27 protein-coding genes are annotated in these 22,269 nt (G+C 66.4%); 19 read left to right on the top strand and 8 right to left on the bottom strand.

The window, feature by feature from the left end; translation table 11 throughout:
• Nucleotides 1–545 precede the first annotated feature (545 nt).
• Both LKD76_RS31405 and LKD76_RS31400 read left to right on the top strand, forming a co-directional pair.
• A complete protein-coding gene (locus LKD76_RS31405; RefSeq protein ID WP_227985576.1) occupies nucleotides 546–848 on the top strand; it encodes a hypothetical protein in 303 nt (100 codons plus the stop codon).
• 211 nt (nucleotides 849–1,059) lie between these two features.
• Entirely contained in the window at nucleotides 1,060–1,248 is a 189-nt protein-coding gene (locus LKD76_RS31400) for a hypothetical protein (RefSeq protein ID WP_227985574.1), read from the top strand.
• 53 nt (nucleotides 1,249–1,301) lie between these two features.
• Here LKD76_RS31400 and LKD76_RS31395 read toward each other — a convergent pair whose 3' ends face one another.
• Entirely contained in the window at nucleotides 1,302–1,544 is a 243-nt protein-coding gene (locus LKD76_RS31395) for a hypothetical protein (RefSeq protein WP_227985573.1), read from the bottom strand.
• 135 nt (nucleotides 1,545–1,679) lie between these two features.
• Between LKD76_RS31395 and LKD76_RS31390 the strand changes: the two genes are divergently transcribed.
• The 3 genes from LKD76_RS31390 to LKD76_RS31380 all read left to right on the top strand — a co-directional run bounded on the left by LKD76_RS31390 (nucleotide 1,680) and on the right by LKD76_RS31380 (nucleotide 4,553).
• Nucleotides 1,680–1,904, top strand: a complete 225-nt coding sequence (locus LKD76_RS31390) for a hypothetical protein (RefSeq protein WP_227985554.1) — start codon at nucleotides 1,680–1,682, stop codon at nucleotides 1,902–1,904.
• Nucleotides 1,905–2,158: 254 nt separating this feature from the next.
• Complete coding sequence (locus LKD76_RS31385; protein WP_227985571.1) at nucleotides 2,159–2,353, top strand: hypothetical protein; 195 nt, start codon at nucleotides 2,159–2,161, stop codon at nucleotides 2,351–2,353.
• 988 nt (nucleotides 2,354–3,341) lie between these two features.
• The gene (locus LKD76_RS31380; protein ID WP_227985569.1) at nucleotides 3,342–4,553 is read left to right on the top strand and encodes a hypothetical protein; all 1,212 of its coding nucleotides are present in this window, start codon (nucleotides 3,342–3,344) and stop codon (nucleotides 4,551–4,553) included.
• Between the two features lie 1,937 nt (nucleotides 4,554–6,490).
• Here LKD76_RS31380 and LKD76_RS31375 read toward each other — a convergent pair.
• From LKD76_RS31375 to LKD76_RS31365, 3 genes are all read right to left on the bottom strand, one after another.
• Nucleotides 6,491–6,742 (bottom strand): hypothetical protein, encoded by a 252-nt coding sequence (locus LKD76_RS31375; RefSeq protein ID WP_227985568.1) that lies wholly within the window; start codon nucleotides 6,740–6,742, stop codon nucleotides 6,491–6,493.
• Nucleotides 6,743–6,853: 111 nt separating this feature from the next.
• Nucleotides 6,854–7,366, bottom strand: a complete 513-nt coding sequence (locus LKD76_RS31370) for a hypothetical protein (protein WP_227985566.1) — start codon at nucleotides 7,364–7,366, stop codon at nucleotides 6,854–6,856.
• Nucleotides 7,363–7,665, bottom strand: coding sequence for a hypothetical protein (locus tag LKD76_RS31365; RefSeq protein WP_227985565.1), 303 nt, complete (start codon nucleotides 7,663–7,665; stop codon nucleotides 7,363–7,365). The genes LKD76_RS31370 and LKD76_RS31365 overlap by 4 nt, the downstream gene beginning before the upstream one ends.
• 804 nt (nucleotides 7,666–8,469) lie before the next feature.
• Between LKD76_RS31365 and LKD76_RS31360 the strand changes: the two genes are divergently transcribed.
• Together LKD76_RS31360 and LKD76_RS31355 are read left to right on the top strand one after the other, a co-directional pair.
• A complete protein-coding gene (locus LKD76_RS31360) occupies nucleotides 8,470–9,570 on the top strand; it encodes a hypothetical protein (protein WP_227985563.1) in 1,101 nt (366 codons plus the stop codon).
• On the top strand, nucleotides 9,567–9,833 hold the full coding sequence (locus LKD76_RS31355) for a hypothetical protein (protein ID WP_227985561.1): 267 nt from the start codon (nucleotides 9,567–9,569) through the stop codon (nucleotides 9,831–9,833). Before LKD76_RS31360 ends, LKD76_RS31355 begins: the two co-directional genes overlap by 4 nt.
• Nucleotides 9,834–9,948: 115 nt before the next feature.
• Here LKD76_RS31355 and LKD76_RS31350 read toward each other — a convergent pair whose 3' ends face one another.
• From LKD76_RS31350 to LKD76_RS31335, 4 genes are all read right to left on the bottom strand, one after another.
• A complete protein-coding gene (locus LKD76_RS31350; RefSeq protein ID WP_227985560.1) occupies nucleotides 9,949–11,121 on the bottom strand; it encodes a hypothetical protein in 1,173 nt (390 codons plus the stop codon).
• A gap of 579 nt (nucleotides 11,122–11,700) precedes the next feature.
• Nucleotides 11,701–13,524, bottom strand: a complete 1,824-nt coding sequence (locus tag LKD76_RS31345) for an FtsK/SpoIIIE domain-containing protein (protein WP_227985558.1) — start codon at nucleotides 13,522–13,524, stop codon at nucleotides 11,701–11,703.
• Nucleotides 13,506–14,327, bottom strand: coding sequence for a hypothetical protein (locus LKD76_RS31340; RefSeq protein WP_227985556.1), 822 nt, complete (start codon nucleotides 14,325–14,327; stop codon nucleotides 13,506–13,508). The genes LKD76_RS31345 and LKD76_RS31340 overlap by 19 nt, the downstream gene beginning before the upstream one ends.
• 64 nt (nucleotides 14,328–14,391) lie before the next feature.
• A complete protein-coding gene (locus LKD76_RS31335) occupies nucleotides 14,392–14,616 on the bottom strand; it encodes a hypothetical protein (protein ID WP_227985554.1) in 225 nt (74 codons plus the stop codon).
• A 218-nt stretch (nucleotides 14,617–14,834) separates the two neighbouring features.
• Between LKD76_RS31335 and LKD76_RS31330 the strand changes: the two genes are divergently transcribed.
• The 12 genes from LKD76_RS31330 to LKD76_RS31280 all read left to right on the top strand — a co-directional run bounded on the left by LKD76_RS31330 (nucleotide 14,835) and on the right by LKD76_RS31280 (nucleotide 21,932).
• On the top strand, nucleotides 14,835–14,993 hold the full coding sequence (locus LKD76_RS31330; protein ID WP_227985552.1) for a hypothetical protein: 159 nt from the start codon (nucleotides 14,835–14,837) through the stop codon (nucleotides 14,991–14,993).
• Nucleotides 14,994–15,280: 287 nt separating this feature from the next.
• Nucleotides 15,281–15,607 (top strand): RRQRL motif-containing zinc-binding protein, encoded by a 327-nt coding sequence (locus LKD76_RS31325; protein WP_227985551.1) that lies wholly within the window; start codon nucleotides 15,281–15,283, stop codon nucleotides 15,605–15,607.
• Between the two features lie 35 nt (nucleotides 15,608–15,642).
• The gene (locus tag LKD76_RS32040) at nucleotides 15,643–15,882 is read left to right on the top strand and encodes a single-stranded DNA-binding protein (RefSeq protein WP_255662255.1); all 240 of its coding nucleotides are present in this window, start codon (nucleotides 15,643–15,645) and stop codon (nucleotides 15,880–15,882) included.
• Nucleotides 15,879–16,034, top strand: a complete 156-nt coding sequence (locus LKD76_RS32035) for a single stranded DNA-binding domain-containing protein (protein ID WP_255662254.1) — start codon at nucleotides 15,879–15,881, stop codon at nucleotides 16,032–16,034. The genes LKD76_RS32040 and LKD76_RS32035 overlap by 4 nt, the downstream gene beginning before the upstream one ends.
• A complete protein-coding gene (locus tag LKD76_RS31315; protein ID WP_227985550.1) occupies nucleotides 16,031–16,336 on the top strand; it encodes a hypothetical protein in 306 nt (101 codons plus the stop codon). Before LKD76_RS32035 ends, LKD76_RS31315 begins: the two co-directional genes overlap by 4 nt.
• Nucleotides 16,337–16,569: 233 nt before the next feature.
• Nucleotides 16,570–17,676 carry a hypothetical protein gene (locus LKD76_RS31310; protein ID WP_227985549.1) on the top strand — a complete coding sequence of 369 codons (1,107 nt, stop codon included), beginning with the start codon at nucleotides 16,570–16,572 and terminating at the stop codon, nucleotides 17,674–17,676.
• Between the two features lie 73 nt (nucleotides 17,677–17,749).
• Nucleotides 17,750–18,037, top strand: coding sequence for a hypothetical protein (locus LKD76_RS31305; RefSeq protein ID WP_227985546.1), 288 nt, complete (start codon nucleotides 17,750–17,752; stop codon nucleotides 18,035–18,037).
• A 4-nt stretch (nucleotides 18,038–18,041) separates the two neighbouring features.
• The gene (locus tag LKD76_RS31300) at nucleotides 18,042–18,347 is read left to right on the top strand and encodes a hypothetical protein (protein ID WP_227985544.1); all 306 of its coding nucleotides are present in this window, start codon (nucleotides 18,042–18,044) and stop codon (nucleotides 18,345–18,347) included.
• Nucleotides 18,348–18,700: 353 nt separating this feature from the next.
• On the top strand, nucleotides 18,701–18,946 hold the full coding sequence (locus LKD76_RS31295; protein WP_227985543.1) for a hypothetical protein: 246 nt from the start codon (nucleotides 18,701–18,703) through the stop codon (nucleotides 18,944–18,946).
• Between the two features lie 600 nt (nucleotides 18,947–19,546).
• On the top strand, nucleotides 19,547–19,693 hold the full coding sequence (locus LKD76_RS31290) for a hypothetical protein (RefSeq protein ID WP_227985541.1): 147 nt from the start codon (nucleotides 19,547–19,549) through the stop codon (nucleotides 19,691–19,693).
• Between the two features lie 281 nt (nucleotides 19,694–19,974).
• Entirely contained in the window at nucleotides 19,975–20,133 is a 159-nt protein-coding gene (locus LKD76_RS31285; protein WP_227985540.1) for a hypothetical protein, read from the top strand.
• A 773-nt stretch (nucleotides 20,134–20,906) separates the two neighbouring features.
• Nucleotides 20,907–21,932, top strand: coding sequence for an AAA family ATPase (locus LKD76_RS31280; protein ID WP_227985538.1), 1,026 nt, complete (start codon nucleotides 20,907–20,909; stop codon nucleotides 21,930–21,932).
• Nucleotides 21,933–22,269 lie beyond the last annotated feature (337 nt).

Genomic DNA, 22,269 nt, shown 5'->3' with positions numbered 1-22,269 from the left:
CGGCCGTCAATCTCCCACACAGACCTGGCAGAACGGCGTGTGCGGGTACGGCGCTGGGTCGGGCCGGTCGGATCTCCCTCAGCAGCTCGCGCACAGGGCGCGCGGGTGCCCGCCGGAACCGGGACGGCACAAGCCAATACAGGCGCTCGATCACGAACCCCTCCCAGAAGCCTTCAACGATGTGCATGCACTTCCGGGCTCATACGGCGGCCGGGCCAGAGATCTCGGCGGCTGGTAGTTGGTGGCGTTCATGCGCGAGGCCTGTGGCTGCGGGTGATGCGCCTGACCGAGACCTGCGCGAACCGACAGCCGAAGGCGGCCACCCTCCCTCGGCATCGAGTTCGTAGATCGAGTGTTTCTGCTTGCTGCACGTCCTCCCAATTGCGTCTTGTGTCAGAAGTGACGCTCTCCGTGACGCGGGTGCCATTGGTCAGCCGCGATTCGCCCGATGTTCTCGGCGAGATCTCGCCAGGCCCCATTCACCGCATGAACAGAGCCTGGTCCGTCCTCCCAGGCGTTTGTCTGCATGTTCCACACCACGCGGTGTGGATGCGACGTTGAAATTGACTACCGCCGACCCCATTCGGGGTGAACTTCAGCTCGACGTCGGCGGTCAGGTTGCGGTGATGCTCCTCGGGACTTTGCGTTCATGGTTCCTTGAATCTCTTGTGTCGGTTGATATCTGCTATGCGACCTCGGCCCATCGGGGCGGGGTCGCCGATCTCGTCGAATTCGGCGCGATCGAAACCACGCCGCTCGGGCCGCGCGCAGCTGCAACTCGCGGGTTGCCTTGGCGCACGCGGCGATCTGGGCCGGGGTGGCCGGCCTTTTCGGCGCGGCGAGGTTGATGTCGTACAGCGCCGCCAAGGCCTCGACGCCGCCGAAGTGGAACGGCACATATCCCGCGGGCTCCTGGCCGTTGGGCCGCAATCGAGCGCGGCCAGCTGGCGGCGGGTCTTGAGGTGCCGTGGGGCGCAGAACCGCGGATACAGCGGAGGTACCGCGTTCATCGGTGGCCCACTCGGTGACGGCGTACATGACTTCGGCCAGAGATCCGCTGTGCCGGTAGAGGTTGCGGCCCGCCTGGTGGATGCTCACCCGCACGGGTTCGAAGATCCGGGCCGAGCCCAGCGCGGAGAGCTGTTCGACGGCCTGCAGGGCGATCTGCCCGCGATCGGTGGTGCCGGTATCGACCAGGACGAGAACGTCGGTGCGGGTCGTTTCGGTCACGGTGTCCCCTTCATGTGATGATGCGAAGGAAGGCCCCTGCCAGGTAGGAAACTGGCAGGGGCCTTCGTCTTTCAGCGGCGGAACGCGCGGGCCCGAACGGTCGGCGCGTCGATCAGCCGCGCCAATTCCTTACGAGCGGTCCGCGACACCGGGCACGTGTGCTTGCCGTGCATGGTCAGCACCTCGCGCGCCTGGCTCGCGGTGAGCGGCTTGGCATCGGCGCAGTCCCACGGCGAGGGCACCATGTCGTCGGTGATCGGGTGAAAGCTCAACGCGCGCTCTGCTTTACGGGTGAGCAGGTAAGGGATGGTCATTGATTTCTCCGTTCTCTCCGCAGTCTGTATGACTGCATGCATTCATGATATCATGGCTGCATACGATCCACTAGGAGGACGGAATGTTCAATGCGAAACCCCACGTCAGAACGGCTATCAAGATTGCATGCGACCATGGTGTCTATGACCACTCCGCAGTCGCCCCGCAACAAATGGGCTCCCCGAACCGTTCGGCTGGACGATCAGTCCTGGAAGGACGCTCGCGTGAAGCTGGCGACCGACGAGGAGTCCTGGCAGGGCGTTATGGAGACACTGGCGCGCGGCTGGCTGGCAGGAGTGATCGACGTGGATTCCGTGCGCAAGAAGCTCCAGAAGGCGGAAGAAGCCACTTCGGAGTAGCGCCTCAGCGCCGTTCTGCGGCGTCGGCACCCCAGATCCGCGCCGATGTGCTGGGGGTGGCCCGATGAGCCGCCGACAGGAGCCCTGGACGGGCAAGGACACTGCTCAGTGCTTCGGGATGCTGGCGTTGATGGCCGGCGGATTGACCGCGTGCACGGGGCATTTGTCGATCGACGATATGCGCGCTTACACGCATACCGTGGGTGAGCTGGCGTCGGAGTGGGCGTTGCCGGTGCTGGCGGTGTGGTGGCACTGTGCTCGCGGTCGGTGTGCTGCTGGTGGTGTTGCGGCATCTGCGCGGTGCGCTGGTGGCGATGATGCGCACGGTCTGGCTGTACAAGCGGCGCTGGGCGGCGGTGCTGGCGATCTCGAACTCACGTGACCAGCCGTCGGGTACCAAGGTGCGCGGCTGCGGTCGGTGGTGCGCTTCGGTGATCAGGACGTGGTGACCGTGCAGATGGCGCGGGGACAGTCCGCGACGCTGTGGCACGAGAAGTCCGCGGCTTTGGCCTATGAGTTCGGCGCGGTCTCGGCGCAGGTGCGCTGGGTGCCAGCCGCATCGCGAGGTCGAGATCGTGTTCACCGCAGCGCCCGCGCGCACCGCGGCGTGAGCAGCTGGCGCTGCCCGCGCCAAGGTGCACCGATCCCGCTCACGTTGCCTGCTCAGCCGCAGGTTTTGCCGCTCATCCGCAGTACCGGCCAAGGGCGCGCCGGGAATGGCGGTGCGGGTCACAGGTATTCGTTTGCAAATCGTGTGGGCGATCGCAAGGCCCACGGTCAGAATGCAGGTAGATGGTCCGGATTTCTCGCAAGAACTTCGGGGTGCGTGGGGAATTGAGGTGGAACAGCGCATGGGCGACAGCAGTCTGATCGGGCTGGGTCTGATCGCAGGGAGGGTGTGCTGACCTTCGGTTCGATGGTCGCCTACTTCACGCCGAAGGGATGGGCGCGCGGGCTGGACGGCCGGCGGGTGGTCGTGATGACGGAGGGGTCGCCGGAACTGTCGTCGCGGCCAAGGTGGGCCGTACCCGTGCGAGCGCCGCGCCATCGAGCGCCAGCGTGCGGAATGGGAGCAGTTCACTGCTGGTTCCACCCCGTTTGGCTACGGCGCTGTACCGGATGCACGACCCGTTCGCGGCGATGTTGTGCTGGACCGGGGAGCAGGTGCGCCTGGGGCGTCCGCAGAACCGATGACCGGCGATCCGGAGAGTGGCCGTACCCGTTCCCGTTCTGGCGGGACGAGGATCTGCCACCGGGGTGACGCTGACCAACGAGGGCCTGTGGTTGCAGCTGCCGGACGGGTCGGTTCTGCCGAACCACGGGATCGTGCCGACGCAGGCCGGTGCCGGGTCCAGCTGCAGATGCCGACGGTGGATGGTCCGAGCGTGAATTCGCCGCGCGGCTGCCAACATCGCGTCGAGCCTGGATGTTCCGGCGGTGCAGATCGTCGCCTCCGACGGTCGGCGCTGGTGCTGGATCTGCGGGTGGTCAATCCGCTGGCGGGGTGGTGCGGTATCGGGTCCGGAACCGGCGCAGACGGTCGAGGAGCTGGTCGCGCTGCTGGATGGCGTGCGGGTCGGCATGCTCGACGACGGCGGCGAGAACGGCTGCGGGTGCGCGGCAATCACATGCTGTTCTCGGTTTGACCGGCTCGGGCAAATCCGGTGCGGTGCAGTCGTTGTTGTGCGGGCTGGCTCGCTGATTCCGCGGGCATCCTGGAGGTCACATGGTGGACTGAAACGGATGGAGATGGCCGCGGGGCAGGCTGTACGAGACGTGGTCGAAGACTCGGCCGAAGCACTGGTCGCTATCCAGCGGGTGGTCAACGTGCTGGGCGAACGCCGTGACACCTACGCGAGCATGCCGAGCGCACCGGCGAACGGTCCGCAAGCAATCCCGAAACCGGGGACCTCATCTGATGCTGGTCATCGAAGAGGCGATGGCATTGTGAAGATCCCGACAAGCAGCAGATCACCTCACGCTGCCGATCCGCGGCGACGACGGCGTGGTCCGCGACACCTGGTCAAAGGCAAGATCATCGAGCTGGCCACCTCGATGCTGATCGAGCTGCTGACCAGGCCGCGCGGTGGGAATCACGGTCGTCTCACCACCAGAACGCCGCCAAGGAGGTCCTGGAGCTGCTGCGGGATTGGTGTCGCTGGTGATCGGTCTGCGGCAGGCCGGTCGCAGCAGGAGCAGATGACCTTCGGGCACGGTGCGCGTGAGCGTGGTGTGCGGGCGGTCGAGATCACGCCGAGGAGGTCGGCACCGCGTTCATGCTGTGCGAGACGGCGGGGCCTGCCCAGCGGTCCCGGTTCTATCAGGTCGAAGGACATCGACATCACGCAGACGGTACGGATCTTCGGCGTCGCCCGGTGTGCCGTCACGGACCGAACTGGCCGCAAGCCGCGGCGACGGGGAAGGCCGTGGAGAAGGTGCCGGCCGAATCGGCTCCGGCCCACACCAGCGACAACGTGGTCGCCTTTCCCCGCACGACGAGCAGGCGACGACGGCGTGCCCCGTGCTGTACTGCGGCAAGGAAATCGAGCTGATTGCGGCGGCGGCCGTCCGCCGAAGTTCTGCCGCAACAGCGATCACCGCCAGAAGTACCACCGGGACATGAAGCGCCAGGAGAAGAAGACCAGCTGACCTTGGCGGGCAGCGACTCCGGCGCCGCCCCTCACCGATTATACGCGCGTACGCGCATTGGAAATGGAGCACACGACATGACCACCACCACCGACACGTTATCGTCCCTCCCATGTACGAGACCCGGCGTCGCCCTGTGGACCCCCAACGGTCCCCGGATCATCCACACCGCAGACGACACCGGCCCCGGTCGCCCTCACCCGCTCCCACACTCCCGCTGTGGGATCACAGCCGAGCCGGAACAGTCACAGGGGGATCGCACACCCGTCCCACACCTGTCCACGGTCCTTTCCCCCAGTCACACAGGGGATCACACACGTCCCACACCGTTCCACAGGTCACAGGGTGATCCCACACGTCACACACCCAGTCCCACACGTCACCCGTGGGAGCTTCCTGTCCCCGTGTGACTGGGAACCCGTCACACACGGCCCCCACACGTCCCCCGTGGGACAGGGAGCTGTCCCACACCAGCACTGGGAAGTCCTCCGTGGGATGGAGTTGTCCCACACCAGCTGGGAAGTCGGCTGTGGGAGTCGACACGATCAGGCGCATCCCCCGTGGGAGCCCCCAAGGGCACCCACGACGACGACACGGAGGGAACCGTTCCCATGCACATCGCCGAAGTCCATCGCACACAGGTGGCGAGCTTCCACCAAGGCCGACAAGATCCGCCACATCTGCGCGATCCTCGGTAACCCACGACGGTGAAGTGCAGGCGTGGGCGCAAGCGTGTGAGATCAAGGCGACCCGAAATACGTCTCCCGCCTCGTCAGCGAGTGGCGGGCCAAGCACGGCTGGAGACCACCGGCGAGTTCCAGATCGTGACCGACGCCGATCTCGCCGCACTCAGCAACCAGGACGCTCGGAGGACGACGAGGACGACGAGGAGACGAGGACAACGGACCGGCCGCCGCCGCGTGGACCGGAGTTGGCGACCGGGTACGCCAGGCACAGGCCGGCTCCCGTTGCAGGCCGATCCCGCGCTCTACACCGCCCTGTCGGACGAGGAGATGAAGGCCGAACGCGAACTCGCCGAAAAGGAGCGCGAGACCGACGCGAGATCCGCGGCGCCGCATGGCCGCGGATTGGCCCGCGCCAAGCGCGACCAGGCACGGCGGAGGCGATCTCCAAGAGCGAGGCATCTGATGCCCGCTGGCTGGAGCGCGCACGGTCGAAGAAGCGCCGCCTGACCTCGACGACGCCAAGCTCGCTCAGCTGACCGCAATTCGGAGTGGTCGGCGCGGGCCTTGGTTGCGGCCGTCGCGCTCGGTATGGCGTGGTCGGCGGTCAACGCCAGCACAACTGGTGCCCTCGGGGACAAGGGAGATCCGCTGTTCTGGCTGTCCTACGGCGTGGAGGCGATGATCTCGCTGCCGCTGATCGTCATCATGGTCGCGGCCACTCGGCGACCGCTGGGGCCGCAAGATGTCGGGGGACCAGAAGAAGAAGGTGGTGGCCGTCGAGCTGGCGCTGCTGACGACCACGCTCGCGCTCAACGTCGGCCGCACCTGTTCCCTGCCGACGGCCAGTCGATCAACCGGGTGAGGTGTTCAAGTTCGGTATCGCCCGGTGATGGTCGGTGTGCTGTTGCAGGTCACACTGGGCCTGGATCACTACGCCGGTCTGCTGCTCAGCGTCGGCAGCGACCGGGCGGAGAGCGACCGATGAGCGCCTTGACCGATGGCGACTGACCTGCTGGCAGCAAAGAACCCGCGGACCAATCCGGCGGGGGTTCTTTACGCGCTTACGCCCTTACACGCATAGCGTCCCTGTTTCTGCTGGTCAGCGCGTCCCTTTCGCTGGCCGTGGGGTGCCGGGCTGTAGGCGGCGTGATAGTACACGTAGTCGTTGTCGTAGCGCTGGCGATCCCGCGCGATCCGGCCCGCCTCGAGTGCGCGACCGCACCGCCGCGGCCGCCAGCAGCGCGAGCGCGATCACGCCACCCCAGCCGAACGCGCAGTAGGCGACAGGCACAGAAACCCGGCACCGAGCGCGGCGAACACGACGACCGTGGGAGCGATGCCGCGGCGTGGCGGCTCATCGCGCGACCTCCCGGAGATCACCGTGACCGTTCCGTCCTCGGCGACCTGGATCTGACCGGCGTCGCGCAGCCAATCCAGCGTCACCACCGCGGCGGTATTGGCCTTCGCGTTCGACTGGTGCCACACGCCCTCGACGAGCGTCACGATCCGGCCGCGACCGCTTCAACATCGCGGCCTGGGCGCCGGGCTCCGGAACCGCGGGCACGCGGCCACCGGGGCGCGGGCTCGGCGCCTTGATGTTGGGCGAAGTCTGCATCAGCTCGCGGAATTCCTCCCGCTCGGTCCGGCGCACCTCTCGATCTCGGCGCGGTGCGCGATCTTCAACGCGGCGATCTCGCGTTCCAGCTCCTCGATCGGGCTGGGCCGAGCGCAGCTGTCCTCGGTCTTGAGCCGGGAATCGCGCGCCTCGCGGATCTCGGTCTCGGCGCGCTCGCGGGCGGCTGGGCTCGGCGCGATCGGTGGCCAGGGCCTCGCGCTCGGCGGTGACTCGGCGGCCAGCTCCTCCCGCTTCGCGACCTCTTCGGCGATGCGGGCCTCACGTTCGGCGGTGGCCCGCTCGATCTCCTCGCGGACCCGGGCGACGTGATGCGGCAGACCAGTGAGCAGCGCGGCCAGCGCGGCGATCGCGGAATCGGCCGACTCCTCGGCTCGGCGGTCGCCGGTTCGGCCGGCGCCGGGACGGAGCGGGCTGCTGCTCCTCGGCCGCCGCCGCGTTGCGCGGGTGATGCGCGGCGTGCGGCTCCTCCTCGGCGAGCCGCGCGGCGTCACCGGTGGACATGTTGGCCTTCTTGCGCGGGTATCCGGCGAGGTCGGACGGTGGCCGGGTTGCCTTCGGTGCCGTTCTGGGCCTGCCACTGGGCTGCCCATCTTGGCCGCAGTATTTGGGCAGAGCGCCTTGCGTGTGAGGCGTAGACGGTGTTGCCGCAGATCTTGCCCGGCCCATCGGGAACGGCACACCCGCACGGCTCGCCGGGTTCGAAGATCTCGTGATCGGCGGCGGCCGGAGTGGTCTCGGCGCCGGAATCGGTTGCGGTGTCGGTCTTTTCGTTGCGGTTCGCAATCGGCATGGTAGTGACTCCCTCGCTCGGCGGGTGACTCTCACCCTGTAACCCTGTACCACTATGGTAGTACAGAATTACAGAAAAGACAACAGGATAGGAGAAACCTGGTGCAGATAATGGCATCCTGAAACGTGACACGCCACAGGATGCGAAGCGCGTACGAAACGTTCTCGCAGGTCACACGGCATCCACTACAGAATTACAAGAAAGTTCGTCCAAGATGTTGCGCATCCTGGAACGTGTCTGCTAAACTGGAGACATGAACGAGGGAGAGAGCCAGCGAGCGGAGCGAAAGCCAGGTGAAACCAGAAAGTGGGGGGAAGTCAGAGAATGCCCAGTTACAGGGTACAGATTACAGTATGGTTACAATGTTTGTAAACGTAACGTTACAGGTTACCGGAATCAGATTCCGGTAACCTGTAACGTTACGTTTACAAACATTGTAACCATACTGTAATCTGTACCCTGTAACTGGGGCATTCTCTGACTTCCCCCCACTTTCTGGGTTTCACCTGGGGCTTTCGCTCCGGCTCGCTGGCTCTCTCCCTCGTTCATGTCTCCAGTTTAGCAGACACGTTCCAGGATGCGCAACATCTTGGACGAACTTTCTTGTAATTCTGTAGTGGATGCCGTGTGACCTGCGAGAACGTTTCGTACGCGCTTCGCATCCTGTGGCGTGTCACGTTTCAGGATGCCATTATCTGCACCAGGTTTCTCCTATCCTGTTGTCTTTTCTGTAATTCTGTACTACCATAGTGGTACAGGGTTACAGGGTGAGAGTCACCCGGCCGAGCGAGGGGAGTCACTACCATGCCGATTGCGAACCGCAACGAAAAGACCGACACCGCAACCGATTCCGGCGCCGAGACCACTCCGGCCGCCGCCGATCACGAGATCTTCGAACCCGGCGAGCCGTGCGGGGTGTGCCGGTTCCCGATGGGGCCGGGCAAGATCTGCGGCAACACCGTCTACGCCTCACACGGCAAGGGCGCTCTGCCCAAATACTGCGGCCAAGATGGGCAGGCCCAGTGGCAGGCCCAGAACGGCACCGAAGGCAACCCGGGCCACCGGTCCGACCTCGCCGGATACCCGCGCAAGAAGGCCAACATGTCCACCGGTGACGCCGCGCGGCTCGCCGAGGAGGAGGCCGCACGCCGCGGCATCACCCGGCGCAACGCGGCGGCGGCCGAGGAGCAGCAGCCCGCTCCGGTCCCGGCGCCGGCCGAACCGGCGACCGCCGAGCCGGAGGAGTCGGCCGATTCCGCGATCGCCGCGCTGGCCGCGCTGCTCACTGGTCTGCCGCATCACGTCGCCCGGGTCCGCGAGGAGATCGAGCGGGCCACCGCCGAACGTGAGGCCCGCATCGCCGAAGAGGTCGCGAAGCGGGAGGAGCTGGCCGCCGAGGTCACCGCCGAGCGCGAGGCCCTGGCCACCGATCGCGCCGAGGCCCAGGCCGCCCGCGAGCGCGCCGAGACCGAGATCCGCGAGGCGCGCGATTCCCGGCTCAAGACCGAGGGACAGCTGCGCTCGGCCCAGGCCCGGATCGAGGAGCTGGAACGCGAGATCGCCGCGTTGAAGATCGCGCACCGCGCCGAGATCGAGGAGGTGCGCCGGACCGAGCGGGAGGAATTCCGCGAGCTGATGCAGACGTTCGCCCAGACGATCAAGGCGCCGGAGCCCGCGCCCCGGGTGGCCGCGGTGCCCGCGGTTCCGGAGCCCGGCGCCCAGGCCGCGATGTTGAAGCGGGTCGCGGCCGGATCGGTGACGCTCGTCGAGGGCGTGTGGCACCAGTCGAACGCGAAGGCCAATACCGCCGCGGTGGTGACGCTGGATTGGCTGCGCGACGCCGGTCAGATCCAGGTCGCCGAGGACGGAACGGTCACGGTGATCTCCGGGGAGGTCGCGCGATGAGCCGCCAGCGCCGCGGCATCGCTCCCACGGTCGTCGTGTTCGCCGCGCTCGGTGCCGGGTTTCTGTGCCTGGTCGCCTACTGCGCGTTCGGCTGGGGTGGCGTGATCGCGCTCGCGCTGCTGGCGGCCGGCGGCGGTGCGGTCGCGCACTCGGAGGCGGGCCGGATCGCGCGGGATCGCCAGCGCTACGACAACGACTACGTGTACTATCACGCCGCCTACAGCCCGGCACCCCAGCGGGCCAGGCGAAAGGGGACGCGCTGACCAGCAGAAACAGGGACGCTATGCGTGTAAGGGCGTAAGCGCGTAAAGAACCCCGCCGGATTGGTCCGGCGGGGTTCTTTGCTGCCAGCAGGTCAGTCGCCATCGGTCAAGGCGCTCATCGGTCGCTCTCCGCCCGGTCGCTGCCGACGCTGAGCAGCAGACCGGCGTAGTGATCCGAGGCCCAGGTGTGGACCTGCAACAGCACACCGACCATCACCGGGGCGATACCGAACTTGAACACCTCACCCGGGTTGATCGACTGGCCGTCGGCAGGGAACAGGTGCGGGCCGACGTTGAGCGCGAGCGTGGTCGTCAGCAGCGCCAGCTCGACGGCCACCACCTTCTTCTTCTGGTCCCCCGACATCTTGCGGCCCCAGCGGGTCGCCGAGGTGGCCGCGACCATGATGACGATCAGCGGCAGCGAGATCATCGCCTCCACGCCGTAGGACAGCCAGAACAGCGGATCTCCCTTGTCCCCGGAGGGCACCAGGTTGTGCTGGGCGTTGACCGCCGACCACGCCATACCGAGCGCGACGGCCGCAACCAAGGCCCGCGCCGACCACTCCGAATTGCGGGTCAGCTGAGCGAGCTTGGCGTCGTCGGAGGTCAGGCGGCGCTTCTTCGACCGTGCGCGCTCCAGCCAGCGGGCATCAGATGCCTCGCTCTTGGAGATCGCCTCCGCCGTGGCCTGGTCGCGCTTGGCGCGGGCCAGATCCGCGGCCATGCGGCGCCGGCGGATCTCGCGGTCGGTCTCGCGCTCCTTTTCGGCGAGTTCGCGTTCGGCCTTCATCTCCTCGTCCGACAGGGCGGTGTAGAGCGCGGGATCGGCCTGCAACGGGAGCCGGGCCTGTGCCTGGCGTACCCGGGTCGCCAACTCCGGGTCCAGCGCGGCGGCGGCCGGTCCGTTGTCCTCGGTCTCCTCGTCGTCCTCGTCGTCCTCCGAGGCGTCCTGGTTGCTGAGTGCGGCGAGATCGGCGTCGGTCACGATCTGGAACTCGCCGGTGGTCTCCAGGCCGTGCTTGGCCCGCCACTCGCTGACGAGGCGGGAGACGTATTTCGGGGTCGCCTTGATCTCACACGCTTGCGCCCACGCCTGCACTTCACCGGTCGTGGGGTTACCGAGGATCGCGCAGATGTGGCGGATCTTGTCGGCCTTGGTGGGAAGCTCGGCCACCTGTGTGCGATGGACTTCGGCGATGTGCATGGGAACGGTTCCCTCCGTGTCGTCGTCGTGGGTGCCCTTGGGGGCTCCCACGGGGGATGCGGCCTGATCGGTGTCGACTCCCACAGCCGACTTCCCAGTGCTGGTGTGGGACAACTCCAGTCCCACGGAGGACTTCCCAGTGCTGGTGTGGGACAGCTCCTGTCCCACGGGGGACGTGTGGGGGCCGGTGTGTGACGGGTTCCCAGTCACACGGGGGACAGGAGCTGTCCCACGGGTGACGGTGTGGGACTGGGTGTGTGACGGTGTGGGATCACCCGTGTGACCTGTGGGAACGGGTGTGGGACGGTGTGTGATCCCCTGTGTGACTGGGGGAAAGGACCGTGTGACAGGTGTGGGACGGGTGTGCGATCCCCCGTGTGACTGTTCCGGCTCGGCGTGTGATCCCACAGCGGGAGTGTGGGAGCGGGTGAGGGCGGACCGGGGGCCGGTGTCGTCTGCGGTGTGGATGATCCGGGGACCGTTGGGGGTCCACAGGGCGACGCCGGTGGTCTCGTACATGGGAGGGACGATAACGGTGTCGGTGGTGGTGGTCATGTCGTGTGCTCCATTTCCAATGCGCGTACGCGCGTATAGATCGGGTGAGGGGCGGGCGCCGGAGGGTCGCTGCCCGCCAAGGTCAGCTGGTCTTCTTCTCCTGGCGCTTCATGTCCGGTGGTACTTCTGGCGGTGATCGCTGTTGCGGCAGAACTTCGGCGGACGGCCGCCGCCGGCAATCAGCTCGATTTCCTTGCCGCAGTACAGGCAGCGGGGCACGCCGTCGTCGGCCTGCTCGTCGTGCGGGGGAAAGGCGACCACGTTGTCGCTGGTGTGGGCCGGAGCCGATTCGGCCGGCACCTTCTCCACGGCCTTCCCCGTCGCCGCGGCTTGCGCGGCCAGTTCGGTCCGTGACGGCACACCGGGCGGACGGCCGAAGATCCGTACCGTCTGCGTGATGTCGATGTCTTCGACCTGATAGAACCGGGACCGCTGGGCAGGCCCGCCGGTCTCGCACAGCATGAACGCGGTGCCGACCTCCTCGGCGGTGATCTCGACCGCCCGCACACCACGCTCACGCGCACCGTGCCCGAAGGTCATCTGCTCCTGCTGCGGACCGGCCTGCCGCAGACCGATCACCAGCGACACCAGATCCCGCAGCAGCTCCAGGACCTCCTTGGCGGCGTTCTGGGTGGTGAGGACGACCGTGATTCCCACCGCGCGGGCCTGGGTCAGCAGCTCGATCAGCATCGAGGTGGCCAGCTCGATGATCTTGCCTTTGACCAGGGTGTCGCGGACCACGCCGTCGTCGCCGCGGATCGGCAGCGTGAGGGTGATCTGCTGCTTGTCGGGGATCTTCAGCAATGCCATCGCCTCTTCGATGACCAGCATCAGATGAGGGTCCCCGGGTTTCGGGATGTGCTTGCGGACCGGTTCGCCGGTGCGCTCGGCATGCTCGGCGTAGGTGTCACGGCGTTCGCCCAGCACGTTGACCACCCGCTGGATAGCGACCAGTGCTTCGGCCGGAGTCTTCGACCACGTCTCGTACAGCCGTGCCCCGGCGGCCATCTCCATCCGTTTCAGGTCCACCATGTGGACCTCCAGGATGCCCGCGGGAATCAGCGGAGCCAGCCCGCACAACAACGACTGCACCGCACCGGATTTGCCCGAGCCGGTCAAACCGGAGAACAGCATGTGATTGCCGCGCACCCGCAGCCGGTTCTCGCCGCCGTCGTCGAGCATGCCGACCCGCACGCCATCCAGCAGCGCGACCAGCTCCTCGACCGTCTGCGCCGGTTCCGGACCCGGATACCGCACCACCCCGGCCAGCGGATTGACCACCCGCAGATCCAGCACCAGGCGCCGACCGTCGGAGGCGACGATCTGCACCGCCGGAACATCCAGGCTCGACGCGATGTTGGGCAGCCGCGCGGCGAATTCACGCTCGGACCATCCACCGTCGGGCATCTGCAGCTGGACCCGGGCACCGGCCTGCGTCGGCACGATCCCGTGGTTCGGCAGAACCGACCCGTCCGGCAGCTGCAACCACAGGCCCTCGTTGGTCAGCGTCACCCCGGGTGGCAGATCCTCGTCCCGCCAGAACGGGAACGGGTACGGCCACTCTCCGGGATCGCCGGTCATCGGGTTCTGCGGACGCCCCAGGCGCACCTGCTCCCCGGTCCAGCACAACATCGCCGCGAACGGGTCGTGCATCCGGTACAGCGCCGTAGCCAAACGGGGGTGGAACCAGCAGGTGAACTGCTCCCATTCCGCACGCTGGCGCTCGATGGCGCGGCGCTCGGCACGGGTACGGCCCACCTTGGCCGCGACGACAGTTCCGGCGACCCCTCCGGTCATCACGACCAGCCCGGCCGGGCCGGTCCAGCCCGGCGCGCCCATCCCTTCGGCGGTGAAGTAGGCGACCATCGAACCGAAGGTCAGCACACCCGTCCCTGCGATCAGACCCAGCCCGATCAGACTGCTGTCGCCCATGCGCTGTTCCACCTCAATTCCCCACGCACCCCGAAGTTCTTGCGAGAAATCCGGGACCATCTACCTGCATTCTGACCGTGGGGCCTTGCGATCGCCCACACGATTTGCAAACGAATACCTGTGACCCGCACCGCCATTCCCGGCGCGCCCTTGGGCCGGTACTGCGGATGAGCGGGCAAAACCTGCGGCTGAGCAGGCAACGTGAGCGGGATCGGGTGCACCTTGGGCGCGGGCAGCGCCAGCTGCTCACGCCGCGGTGCGCGCGGGGCGCTGCGGGTGAACACGATCTCGACCTCGCGATGCGGCTGGGCACCCAGGCGCACCTGCGCCGAGACCGCGCCGAACTCATAGGCCAAAGCCGCGGACTTCTCGTGCCACAGCGTCGCGGACTGTCCCCGCGCCATCTGCACGGTCACCACGTCCTGATCACCGAAGCGCACCACCGACCGCAGCCGCGGCACCTTGGTACCCGACGGGCTGGTCACGGTGAGTTCGAGATCGGCCAGCACCGCCGCCCAGCGCCGCTTGTACAGCCAGACCGTGCGCATCATCGCCACCAGCGCACCGCGCAGATGCCGCAACACCACCAGCAGCACACCGACCGCGAGCACAGTGCCACCAGCACCGGCCAGCACCGGCAACGCCCACTCCGACGCCAGCTCACCCACGGTATGCGTGTAAGCGCGCATATCGTCGATCGACAAATGCCCCGTGCACGCGGTCAATCCGCCGGCCATCAACGCCAGCATCCCGAAGCACTGAGCAGTGTCCTTGCCCGTCCAGGGCTCCTGTCGGCGGCTCATCGGGCCACCCCCAGCACATCGGCGCGGATCTGGGGTGCCGACGCCGCAGAACGGCGCTGAGGCGCTACTCCGAAGTGGCTTCTTCCGCCTTCTGGAGCTTCTTGCGCACGGAATCCACGTCGATCACTCCTGCCAGCCAGCCGCGCGCCAGTGTCTCCATAACGCCCTGCCAGGACTCCTCGTCGGTCGCCAGCTTCACGCGAGCGTCCTTCCAGGACTGATCGTCCAGCCGAACGGTTCGGGGAGCCCATTTGTTGCGGGGCGACTGCGGAGTGGTCATAGACACCATGGTCGCATGCAATCTTGATAGCCGTTCTGACGTGGGGTTTCGCATTGAACATTCCGTCCTCCTAGTGGATCGTATGCAGCCATGATATCATGAATGCATGCAGTCATACAGACTGCGGAGAGAACGGAGAAATCAATGACCATCCCTTACCTGCTCACCCGTAAAAGCAGAGCGCGCGTTGAGCTTTCACCCGATCACCGACGACATGGTGCCTCGCCGTGGACTGCGCCGATGCCAAGCCGCTCACCGCGAGCCAGGCGCGCGAGGTGCTGACCATGCACGGCAAGCACACGTGCCCGGTGTCGCGGACCGCTCGTAAGGAATTGGCGCGGCTGATCGACGCGCGACCGGTCGGCCCCGCGCGTTCCGCCGCCTGAAAGACGAAGGCCCCTGCCAGTTCCTACCTGGCAGGGGCCTTCCTTCGCATCATACATGAAGGGGACACCGTGACCGAAACGACCCGCACCGCGTTCTCGTCCTGGTCGATACCGGACCACCGATCGCGGGCAGATCGCCCTGCAGGCCGTCGAACAGCTCTCCGCGCTGGGCTCGGCCCGGATCTTCGAACCGTGCGGGTGAGCATCCACCAGGCGGGCCGCAACCTCTACCGGCACAGCGGATCTCTGGCCGAAGTCATGTACGCCGTCACCGAGTGGGGCCACCGATGAACGCGGTACCTCCGCTGTATCCGCGGTTCTGCGCCCCACGGCACCTCAAGACCCGCCGCCAGCTGGCCGCGCTCGGATTGCGGCCCAACGGCCAGGAGCCCGCGGGATATGTGCCGTTCCACTTCGGCGGCGTCGAGGCCTTGGCGGCGCTGTACGACATCAACCTCGCCGCGCCGAAAAGGCCGGCCACCCCGGCCCAGATCGCCGCGTGCGCCAAGGCAACCCGCGAGTTGCAGCTGCGCGCGGCCGAGCGGCGTGGTTTCGATCGCGCCGAATTCGACGAGATCGGCGACCCCGGCCCCGGATGGGCCGAGGTCGCATAGCAGATATCAACCGACACAAGGAGATTCAAGGAACCATGAACGGCAAAGTCCCGATGAGCATCACCGGCAACCTGACCGCCGACGTCGAGCTGAAGTTCACCCCGAATGGGGTCGCGGTCGTCAATTTCACCGTCGCATCCACACCGCGTGTGTGGAACAAGCAGACAAACGCCTGGGAGGACGGACAGGCTCTGTTCATGCGGTGCAGGGCCTGGCGAGATCTCGCCGAGAACATCGGCGAATCGCGGCTGACAAGGGCACCCGCGTCACGGTGAGCGGCACTCTGACACAGCGCAATTGGGAGGACGAGCAGCAGCAGAAACACTCGATCTACGAACTCGATGCCGAGGAGGTGGCCGCCTCGCTGCGGTTCGCGCAGGTCTCGGTCAAGCGCATCACCCGCAGCCAGCAGGCCCCGGCCGCATGAACGCCACCAACTACCAGCCCGCCGAGATCTCGGCCCCGGCCGCCGATGAGCCGGAAGTGCTGCACATCGTTGAAGGCTTCTGGGAGGGGTTCGTGATCGAGCGCCTGTATTGGCTTGTGCCGTCCCGGTTCCGGCGGGCACCGCGCGCCCTGTGCGGCGAGCTGCTGGAGGGAGATCCCGACCGGCCCGACCCAGCGCCGTACCCGCACACGCCGTTCTGCCAGGTCTGTGTGGAGATTGACGGCCGCGACCTTGCCGAGATCGCCGCCACCGGCGAACACGTGCCCGGCCGCTGGATCTGATCAGGTGAAAGTCCGTGTCGGTCCAGCCAATTCGAGGCCGCGACGGGCAGAGTGTTCCCCAGAAACACCTCTGCCCCCTCATGTGATTCCGGTTGGTAGCCGGATGAGGGGGCAGGGGTCCAAGTAAGGGCGGAGCCTCGTGATTGAGAGTACAGCAGGGATCTGACAGTAGTCGAACCCGACACACGCACTCGAATTCGCGAGGCTCCGCCCCTGAACTCCATGAGGGGTAGATGAGCACCCGCAGGACAACCGAATCCACCGCCAACGTGGTTCAGCTCGACGACAGGCGGGCCACTCCTGTCATCGGCACAGAGTCCGATGACCTCACGTTTTTCTCGGGCGGGAACCGGTACAGACTCAACCGGAAATCCGGCGTGATCGCCAAGACCAGCCAGAACAAAGACGGCGAAACCGTCCGACGGGCCGTACTCCCGTTCGTCCCGGACGTTATCGACGTGACAGTCGACCTCGACGAGGACGACCTGCAAGACCGCAAGCTCTACACCATCGCCGTCAATGGCGAAGAGTCCCGGGTCACCCACCGCCAGCTGCTGACCGGCGACGTGTGGGCCAACTTCTCGGTATCCGGGCACGGCTCCCGGGGCATGGTCAACGTGCTCGCCGACGCCGTGCTCCGCCTGGCCGAAGACCACCCGACCATCCCCCTGCACCGCCACACCGGATGGATCGAGATCGACGGACGCCCGGTCTACCTCACCGCAGGAGCCTGCATCGGGGCCGACGGCGCGGTGCCCGGTCCGGCGATCGAACTCGGCCCCCGCATCGGCACGTACGCACTGCCCGCACCCCCGGATCAGGACCAGGAGCGCGACGCTCTGCGGGCCTCGCTCGACCTGCTGAACCTCGCACCGGCCGAGGTCATGTGGCCGCTGCTGCTGATGACCTACCTGCCGCCGATGGAGCTGTGCGCGCCACGGCCGGATTTCCTCGGTGTCCTCTACGGCCCGTCCGACACCTGCAAGTCGGTGCTGGCCGGCATCGGGCTTTCCCACTACAGCCCCCGGTCATTGCTGGACCCGTTTCCCGCAGAACTTCAGCTCTACCCGGGTGTCCCTGGAGACCTACGCCCACGGCGCGAAAACGCGCTCCAGGTCATCGACGACGCCCACCCTGCCTCGAACGACGCGAGCAGACCGAAATCGTCGACCGGTTCGAGTACCTGGCCCGGTCCGCGGCCAACGGCTCGGCACGCGGCCGAGGATCCCGCAGCGGCGGGGACCGCAAGGACCGGCCGCCGCGTGGATTCGCCCTCGTTACCGCGGAACTGCGATTCAAGGTGCCCTCCGCCGAAAACCGCAGTTTCATCGTGGCCCTGAGCAAAGGACTGGTCGACAAAACCCAGCTCAACGAGATCGCGCCAAGGCCGAAACCGGCGTCTACGCGACAGCGATGGCCGGGTTCATTCGCTACCTGGCCGCCCGGCACGAAGCGGGCGAGGATTCCGAACAGCGCAAACGCTGGGCCGAGATCCGCAGCGAACTCGTCGCCTCCGGGTGCGGCCGATCCGCGAGCCACCTCGCACACCTGCTGCTGACCGCCGAAACCCTGCTGACCTACGCCTGGTCCACCGGCGCTGTACCACCGAAAACGCCGAAGCCATGTACCAGCAGGCCTACGCCTCGGTGGTCGCTGTCGACACTGCGGCCAGCGCCGGACGGGTCGAGATCGACCCCGTGACCCGATGGGTGGAGCTTGCTGCGCGAAGCATTTCGACTCCAAACAAGCTCATCTGGATTCCATGGACGGGGGCGCTCCCGAGAACGCGACCAGCTGGGGATGGGAGGCAGTCGGCGGAGGCGGCGGATTCGGCGTGGCCAACGGGGTCGACCAGGTCCGCGTGGCTCATGCTCGGCAACCTCTCGACGACGGGCGCACGCTGTACCTCATCCCCAAGGCCACACACGAGCTGCTGAACAAGATGGCCGGCGCCGAAACTCTCGGACTCGACGACCGGGCGCTCAATGACCGACTCGGCGAGGCCGAGTGATCCAGAGCAAGCTCGAAGCGGGGCAGCTGCATCGGACTCTCAAAACTCGGATCGGAAGCACCAGGCCCCGGCGGCTTCATATCGGCGTTTCTGTGCTCGAAAACGGGGTGGCCCCTGAGCGGCCCCTTTCAGATTCGGCGACAGGGGCCACCACAGGGGCCGGATTTCAGGCTTCTGACCAGCACGAATCCCGCCTGGCCCCTGTGGCCCCTGTGGCCCCTGTAAAAAACAGTCCCCCATGCAAAAAACGGTGGTACGTTCACGCCGACGGGTGGCCGCCGCGCTGACCGAGGCCGGCGGGGACCGGACCGCAGCGACTCAGGCATTGGTCAGCGCGGGCGATCCCGGACGCGATGGAACTGTTCGACGCCACCCGCGCCGGTGCCCGCTACGACCACACCGCCCACCCGGCCGAGCCGGAGATCCTGCGGAAGCCTGCCAAGGGTGCCGCCAACGCCATCTGGGAGGCGCGGCCGAAGTGGACCAACCCCCGCACTCCGGCCGATGCCGAGATCCAGCCGTTGGACGTCAACGCCGCCTATCTGTCCGCGATGACGACCCACCTGCCGATCGGGGCGCTTCAACAATCCGATTTCTAGCGGCGAGTTCGACGAAAAACGCTCGGGGCTTACGAGATCACCCCCGGTCCTGGGACCACGACGGGTTCCCAACCCGCTGGGATCTCGCGAATGCCAGGGCTGGGTTGTGAGGTGGACCCGCCGACGCTGCAAGCTGTCTGACCGATTCTGTCCACCGAACGCTACGGCACCCCGTGCCTGGCCCGTCTTTCACCAGTCTTGGACCAGCGGTGTCGAGCGAGGCCCTGCTGCGGCCCCTCAAGGAGGCCGCTTGCGCGATGCCCGCGCCGAGGCCATCGAAACACGGTGACGGAGGTGGCCTGGACTACCTTCAAGGCATTGTATTCGAAGTTCGTTCCACGATGGCCAAGGCGAGGAGGTAAACCACGTTATGGAGCGCACCGACTGGTCGGCGAGATCATCGAGGCACAGGCCCACGCCTACCTGTGCGCGCGCGCACAAGGCCCATACGCCTAGGCTGTGGGTGCACGCCTCACCGGTGTCGACGAGCTGCACGTCGCCCGGTGATTGGCGTCAGGGTCTGGCAGGAGGGCCCGGGGCCTGGGCCTGATGAAGCCCTAAGGCGACACCTACCGTCCGGATCGGGTCGGTGGATCGGGATTGGGCGGGGAAAATCACCGGCGGGTCCGGAGAGTCGGCATCCCCGGCGGCAAGGCCATCGCCGACCGGCTCACCGAACTGGCCGAGGGGGTCCAAGTCGCCGATCACAATACCGATCGCGGCTTGGCCGCCCGGCTGCGGTCCTGACCAATCGTCCGGCCAGGATATGACGCCATGAACGCCGGCCGGGATCGATGTCACCGCCCGCACGATGATGGCGTGGCTGGCCGAGGAGCGGACACCGACGCGGCCAACCTGGCACGGTATCGGGCGGCGCCTACACCGACCTGCACAACCGGAACATGGCCGCCTCGCTGCGCATGCGGCTCGGACAACAACGGGCTCTGGCAACCCGGATCGATCTCCACCCCGTCGACCAAACCGCCGTCCCCGCCCGAACAGCAGCGGGACCTACAGGATACGGGCGGGTGAATGTCCGGCCGGCCGATTGGGGGCGGCTGGTCGGCCAGTGGGCCGCAGGCGATATCGACGGCATGAACGACACCTGGCACGTCCTCGCGGCCGACACCCTCGGAACCGACTGGAACGCCTACAACGTGGTCGACCACATCGGATTCGGCGCATAACCATCAAATCGCGTACCGGGCCGCGGTTCTGGGCCCAACGCGACCGTGCAGCTCAACACCGTTTCGCGGGTAGTGAGACACCGCGAAACGGTGTTGTGTTGCGACAACAGAGATTCCACAGCAATCCCACACCGATTCACCACCCCACCAAAACCCGCATAACCACCAGAACCAGACCGCATATCCACCACGACCCAACCCGTATACCACCCACATAGCCGCAAACACCGCCACAAGCGAACACACACCCTGCACACACCTTTTGCACCATCAATCTTGGTCGGGGTGGCGGGGGCGTATACGCCGCGCCGATATACGTATAGAGACCGCGCTATACGGATCAGGACCGCGCTATACGGACCGGCACACCCGTATAGACACCCCCCCCTCCTACCCCCCTGAAGAGCACCCCCTCAGGGGACCCCCACCCCAGCGGGAATCCGCCAGAGATCCGACACGATTCGATACACCATTTGCACCATTGATCTTGGCCAAATTTGGTGGGGCGTATAGCCGTATATCCGCCCGTATAGGCCGTGGTCCATATACGGGGGCACCCGGCCTATACGCCCCCGCCGGCCCGTATTGGACGACACGGTGTCCGCGCCGGTAGGCAATAATGGGCAACCGAATCCGGGTGTTGCTGGTCATCCCCCTTCTGGCCGCACCGGATTCGCCATGTCCGCCGCTCCAGCGCACCGGATTCGGCAGGTCGGCACGATATTCTCAAGGCTTAAACGTGTAAACGCGCATAGTCGAGCGAGAGTCGAGCCATGACCGCGATCACCATCGGCAACCTCAAAGGCGGGGTCGGCAAGACCACCACCGCCATCATGCTCTCGCTCGCCCTGGCCGACAGTGGCCGGCGGGTGCTGCTCATCGACACCGACCCCCAGCGCTCCGCCCTCAAATGGGCTGAGATCGCCGGTGCCGACTGGCCCCAGGATCAGGTCACCGTCGTCTCGTGGATCAACCACAGGACCCTCCAGCGCCAAATCGAGGCCGTCCGTAGCGACTACGACGCGATCATCGTCGACGTGCCACCGAGCCGGACCCACACCGCCCGCGCCGCCACCACGCCCGAAGCCGAGACCCTCGAAGCCGCGCTGATGGCGACCGGGCATCTGCTCGTGCCCACCTCCAGCAGCGGTATCGACCTCGCCGAGATCGGCGCCACGTTCGAGGTCACCGCCAAGGTCGAGCGCCAGCGCGATGTCGTCGCCTCCGTGCTGCTCGTGCGGATCTGGTACAGCACCAACTCATCCGTCGCCGCCCGCGAGGCCCTCGTCGAGGACTTCGGCTACCCGGTCATGCGCACCGAGATCCGATGCGCGCGGTGTTCATCGACGCTTTCGGCACCGTCCCGGCTCTCACCGGACCCGTCAGCGCGTACAAGGACGCCCTGGCCGAGATGCTCGCCGACCACGCCCAGGAGAAGTAGCCCCATGCCCGCACGCCGCCCCAACACCACCCGCGCCAACCTCGCCCGCGCCATCTCCTCCGGCAGCGAGAGCCGCGCCGTCAACGACCGCCGACGCCGCAACCCTCGCACCATCCCGACCGTCGACGACGACCGCCCCGCGCTCCAGCGCAACAGCGACACCAAGCGGCAGCAGGGCATCAATTTCGACCTCGCCCTGCTGGAGTACGCCCGCGAGGCCGTGGTGTACATGAACCGCCGCCACCCCGAAGAGTCCGGCTCGGAATCGCTTGCCGCGCTGGTCGATCAGGCCGTGCGGGAGAAGATTGCCGCGTGGGAGCGCAAATACAACGATGGGGACGCACTGCCGCGGCTGTAGAGGCGTGACCAGCGCATTCCCTATGCGATTATGCGCGTATAGAATTCCTGTACCAGGATGCGGATTCAGCTCATCCGGGCAGCATCGAAAACCATTGCAATGCAATGTGTTTCAGAGCTACAATAAAATTCATCCCGTAACCATCAATCCTGAAATCTGTAAAGTAGGGGTTTACCAGCGCATTCACCCTACAGAATTCGATTCCTGAATTCTGTAGGGTGAATGCTGTAACGAGAATCGAAAGATGTTGCGTAGCAACAACTTTCGATTGGCGGCAAGCGGGTTAGACGCGAGTTACGTTGTATCGCAACAAATTTCGGGCGCGAAGCGCCCGCGC

The sequence above is a fragment of the Nocardia spumae genome (genome assembly GCF_020733635.1).
Taxonomy (GTDB): Bacteria; Actinomycetota; Actinomycetes; order Mycobacteriales; family Mycobacteriaceae; genus Nocardia; species Nocardia spumae.
This window is presented reverse-complemented; position numbering and strand designations above follow the sequence as displayed.